At 37.9% G+C, this 5,107-nt stretch carries 6 protein-coding genes; 2 read left to right on the top strand and 4 right to left on the bottom strand.

Going from position 1 to position 5,107, the window contains the following annotated elements; translation table 11 throughout:
• The 3 genes from RMR19_RS16870 to RMR19_RS16880 form a co-directional block, all read right to left on the bottom strand.
• Positions 1-485 (bottom strand): ABC transporter permease (locus tag RMR19_RS16870; protein ID WP_310604672.1); only part of this gene is annotated, 485 nt, incomplete at its 3' end.
• Between the two features lie 89 nt (positions 486-574).
• A complete protein-coding gene (locus RMR19_RS16875) occupies positions 575-1,561 on the bottom strand; it encodes an ABC transporter permease (RefSeq protein ID WP_310604673.1) in 987 nt (328 codons plus the stop codon).
• A 12-nt stretch (positions 1,562-1,573) separates the two neighbouring features.
• Positions 1,574-3,184 (bottom strand): ABC transporter substrate-binding protein, encoded by a 1,611-nt coding sequence (locus RMR19_RS16880; protein ID WP_310604674.1) that lies wholly within the window; start codon positions 3,182-3,184, stop codon positions 1,574-1,576.
• Between the two features lie 130 nt (positions 3,185-3,314).
• Here RMR19_RS16880 and RMR19_RS16885 point away from each other — a divergent pair, with 130 nt between their 5' ends.
• Complete coding sequence (locus tag RMR19_RS16885) at positions 3,315-3,932, top strand: 2'-5' RNA ligase family protein (RefSeq protein ID WP_310604675.1); 618 nt, start codon at positions 3,315-3,317, stop codon at positions 3,930-3,932.
• 101 nt (positions 3,933-4,033) lie between these two features.
• Here RMR19_RS16885 and RMR19_RS16890 read toward each other — a convergent pair whose 3' ends face one another.
• The gene (locus RMR19_RS16890) at positions 4,034-4,339 is read right to left on the bottom strand and encodes a DUF1540 domain-containing protein (protein ID WP_310604676.1); all 306 of its coding nucleotides are present in this window, start codon (positions 4,337-4,339) and stop codon (positions 4,034-4,036) included.
• A 245-nt stretch (positions 4,340-4,584) separates the two neighbouring features.
• Here RMR19_RS16890 and RMR19_RS16895 point away from each other — a divergent pair.
• A partial coding sequence (locus RMR19_RS16895; RefSeq protein ID WP_442871550.1) for an oxidoreductase occupies positions 4,585-5,107 on the top strand: 523 nt, incomplete at its 3' end.

Below are 5,107 nucleotides of genomic sequence, written 5' to 3' on the forward strand. Positions count from 1 at the left end.
ATGTAATGTTCTGTGCGAAGTTGTAACACTTCTGCACGTATTAATCTTGCAAGACTAGTCCAATGGGTAACAGCGATTCCAATCAGCAAGCCCTTTAATCCTCGGCCACAGGCAAAGGATATTAACATAATTAGTATGAGATGGGGAACACTCATTACAAGGTCAATCACCCAGTTAATAAAAGCATCGAGTGTTTTTGAGCCGACAGCAGAAGCAATGCCGATAAGCAAAGCAATAACAGCACTAATTGCGGAAGCAACAAGTCCAACTGTTATGCTTGTGCGAAGCCCTTTCATTGTGCGGGCGAACAAATCTCTGCCAAGCCAATCTGTTCCAAAAAGGTGTTGCCATGATGGTTTTAATTTGGCATTGGCGAAATCAACAGCGGTAGCATCTTCCGGAATGCAATAGCCAACGATGTAGGTACTAATAAGAATTAATACCATTATTATTGTAAGTATAAATAGTTTTTTTCGTTTGTTCATATAGATAACTATGCCTTTCTTATTGCATATGTAAAATCTTGATTTTCACAAGAGTCGCCCCCAGAAATAGATAGGGTAACTGTGTTAATTTAGTCCTGCTCTTCCTTGATTTTAGGGTCAATCACACCATAGAGTACATTGGCAATCAGGTTGCCGGTAAATACAAAGAGAGCACTGAATAATGTAATTCCAAGAAGTAGTGGTACATCGGAGTTTAGCCCGGCAGCAGAGACCGCAGAACCAAGCCCAGGATAGGAAAATACATTCTCTGCTAGTACAGAGCCACCGAATAATTCAGCAAAGGAAGCAAATTGTAGTGTAAGAGCAGGTAATAGGATATTGCGAAGTCCATGTCGTCTTAATATTGTGAAACGTCCTTCTCCCCTTGCTTTGGCAAAGAGAACATAGTCACTTTCTAAAACATCAATCAGTTTTTGTCTTGTATGTAGGGCAACATTTGCAAAGGACATAAGGCTAAGTGACAGTGCTGGAAGAAAAAGATGATAAATCTGTTGCCAGATACTAACATCTTGGTTCAATACTCCGATAGGAGAGCTAAATCCAATCGGAAACAGACCCAACCAAACAGAAAACACAAGGAGTAGTAGTAATCCAAGCCAAAATGTAGGTATAGAGCATAGTAAAAGGCATAGCTTCTTTATCGTTCGGTCACATAGCGTATCTTTTGTTGCACCCATCACACAGCCGAGAGAAAACCCGATAATTCCAGAGAATGTCCAAGCGCAAATCATAAGTGCTAGTGTATTAAGAAATTTCTCTTTAATAAGTGTTAGTACAGGCATCTTATAAAGGATAGAAGTTCCCATATCACCATGAAGTAGGGCAACAAACCAGTGGAAGAACTGCTTTACTGGAGGCTCATTTACCCCCCAGTATTCTTCAAGCTCTGCACGGTGTTCTGCTGAAACGGTTTCCGTACCTAGGATATATTGCCCAACGGGATCAACAGGAGAGAGCTTTACTAATGTAAATGCAATTACACTGACTGCAAATAAAAGAGAGAACGCTCTTAAAACATATTTAATTACTGTTTTAATGTATCTGTTTACATTCAAATAAAATTCCTCCTAATCTGTCCATGTCCAGTTTCTTAGGTTTTGCAAAAGAGGCATAGAATCTCCATGAGGATGTAATTGCTGATTGCCAATATCCAGACCTTTACGAACATAGTATAGATGATGCATATTCACAAGCCAAACCCAAGGACAATCCCCTTTCATAGCTGTTCCAGTGCTGCCATCCCATTGCGCTTTCTTCCAGTTTTCATAAGCATCCTCTGGGGTAAGAGATTTCATTGCGGCATCAAGATAAGAATCAACTGCTTTGTTTGAATAGCCTTCTGGATTGTAATAGTCATCTTGCAACATATTATCTGAATGATATAGACAATAACTTGTATAAGGATTAGAAGAACCCCAACCCATAAGCACAGCATCACAAAACATTCTTTTGGAAATATCATCCCAACTTGTTCCCTCTACAATAATGTTGATTCCAAGTTCCTTCGCTTCCGTAGAAGCAGCAAGAGCAACGGCTTGACGGAAGGAGTCACCAGCAGGATAGATACAAGTAAATTCTGCTTTTAGACCATCTTTTTCAACGATTCCATCATGATCAGTATCAACCCAGCCATTGTTAGCTAGAAGTTTTTTGGCATATTCTTTATCAGTATCGATTATAACCTCAGAGTTATTCCAAGGCATACCATCATTTTCAGAATAGGCAGGGTCAGCGAATCCATTTAATGCTACTTTGGCAATCTGTTCACGGTCAATTCCATATGCTAATGCATGACGAATTTCAAGATTACAAGTTACATTGTTTCCATAAGGGAATCCGCTTTCTGTTGTCTTTCCCTCGTTTGGCATAAGTGGTAGTGTAAAACCACGATTATCAAGTGAAGTTACTGTTTTTAAGTAATAGCCAGAGATATCCGTTGTGGCTAGTGTAGCTGATGTAAGAGCTACATCTACTTGGCCAGCTTTCGTAGCAGCAAAGGCAGCATCTTCCGTCATAAAGACGATAGTAATGTTTTTGATACTTGGAACGGTTCCATAGTAATTTTCATTTGCTTTTAACATGAGCTGTTCCCCTTTATTCCATTGAACAAACATAAAAGGCCCAGAACCAATAGGAGCAGTTCCATAGTTTTCATTGTACGCATGTTCAGGAACAATTCCAGTAATTGCAATTGTATTTAGGAAAGTAGACGTTGGTCTGTTTAGAGTAAATATTACTGTATAATCAGAAGTTGCCACGGCATAATCCATAAATGTTAAATCAAGAGTGGATTGAATGGCTTTGGCGTTATTGAAAGTGAAAGCAACGTCAGAAGCAGTTAAAGGTTCACCGTCTGTAAATGTAACATCGTTTCGAATCGTAAAGCTCCATGTTAAACCATCATCACTAACGGTATAATCTGTTGCTAAATCGTTCGTAAATGTCATATCTTGATTATACTCAACGAGTGTGCTTTGGATTAAAGGTGTTGTACCATGTTCGCATCCAATACAAGGGTCAAGTGTAGTTGGTTCTGAGGATATTGCGATGACAACGTTTGTTTTATCATGTTCCGTAGCTGTTGATGAAGGAGTGCTTTTGTTTGAACAGCCTGTTATAAGAAGCAGTAGTGAAGTTAGAATGAGAATATAGGATAGGTATTTCGTGTGTTTTTTCATTGTGTTTCCCCCTGTAGTATGAGTGTTTCTATGCAAAATTTTACTATACATAGTATTCTTATGTATTTAGTATGAATAATAATCAATTAAGTCGAATTATATCAGTGTAAAAAAGGTTTTACAAGCCTGTATGGGGGATATTATCTTGCGATTGGCATTAGATTTGGTTATGATAGAAGCAAGAGAAGTTTTTCAAATAGCAAAGGAGTATTTGAATATGTATTTGATTTCAATATATTTTGATGAAAAGACGAACCAAACAATTCAAGAATTAGTGGATAAAGTAGCGAAGAAATCAGGTAATTCATATATGATAGAAACAAAAGTGCCACCTCATATAACGATAGCAGCATTTGAATCCCCTAGGGAGGATAGCATAGCAGAAGTGATAGAACGGCTTGACCATAAAGTTCATGAGATGAAACGTGGTATGTTGCAATGGGTTTCTATCGGTGTTTTTAATCCTCATGTTATATTTCTGTCAGTTGTATTAAGTGAATACTTACATTCTTTATCTGTACTTGTACATGAAACGATATCCTCTGTAGATCATGTTTCAATGAGTAGATTTTATTTGCCAATGCAATGGATGCCGCATACGACGATAGCAAAGAAATTATCCATAGAGGAGATGCTTTTGGCATTCAAAACGTTACAGAATAATTATAAGATGTTTAGCGGAACGGTCACACGGATTGGACTGGCGAAGACAAATCCGTATGAAGAAATTCGAGTATGGGATTTATAGATAAAAATAGAAATGACATTGCTAATTAGAATGAGGTTCAAGTTAGCAATGTCGTTTTTGGATAGTTAGATAATGAACTTGCTTCAAATAGTTTTGATTTCCTAAGCTTGAGCGTAAGTATTACAAGCTGTTTCTTTGCACTCACAAGCATGGCCATCTGAACAGACATCTACACTATCAGCGTGACATGTAGAATTTCCATTGTGTGTGCAGTCATGAGCTTGACAATAGATACTAGTTTCTGAAGTGCCACAACCAGTACAGTTTGAAGAGCCTGAAGCCTCAGAAAAGCTACTACAGCAAGTGTTTTCTTTTGTTGCACCACCTGAAACATCAATTGTATTTAAACTACATAATTTTTCATCATTGTATCTGCAACTTGAAACAGTACATAATAAACTTGGCATGAAAAATACCTCCTTAAATTTGGTTTTACAAGAGGTAGTATTACCAGTGAAAATGAAAATTATACTAAAATTATTTTGAACAAATTCCTATATTGACATTAAATTCCGAGTGTCATATACTGAATGTGCAAGGGCGCAGTTATTAGGTTAGTGGGAGTACTTATCTAGGTATCTGTGCCTTTTGTCTATTAGAAAGGTAACTGCACACTTTATATTTGACATGAGTAAAGGAGAGAATAGTACATATGAAGTATTCGAAATTATTTGAGCCAGGAAAGATTGGTAACTTATCTATTAAGAACCGTGTAGTAATGTGTCCACTAGCAATGGGAGTTTCTGATGACAAACAATGTGTTGGAGAGGATTTTCTAGCATATTTAATGGAACGTGTAAAAGGCGGCGTTGGTATGATTATTATGGAAAATACACGCGTCGATGATGAACATGGAGTTGCAGCACCATGGCAAGCAAGCGTTGCAAGAGATGAACAGATTGAACCACTTGCAAAAGCAGTACAAGCGATTCATGATGAAGATGTTAAAGTGCTTGTGCAACTACATCATCCAGGAAGAGAGACGTTCTCAAATCTAAATAGTAATGAACCTGTTTGGTCTTCTTCTTCAAAATCATGTGGTGTTTGTGGACAAGAAACACATGAGATGACAACAGAGGAAGTAGAGAGTGTTATTGAAAAATTCATTGCAGGAGCAAAACGTGCAAAGGCAGCAGGTGTTGATGGTGCAGAACTACATGGAGCACATGGATATC

This window comes from Anaerosporobacter sp. (genome assembly GCF_031551385.1).
In the GTDB taxonomy this organism is placed as follows: domain Bacteria; phylum Bacillota; class Clostridia; order Lachnospirales; family Lachnospiraceae; genus Anaerosporobacter.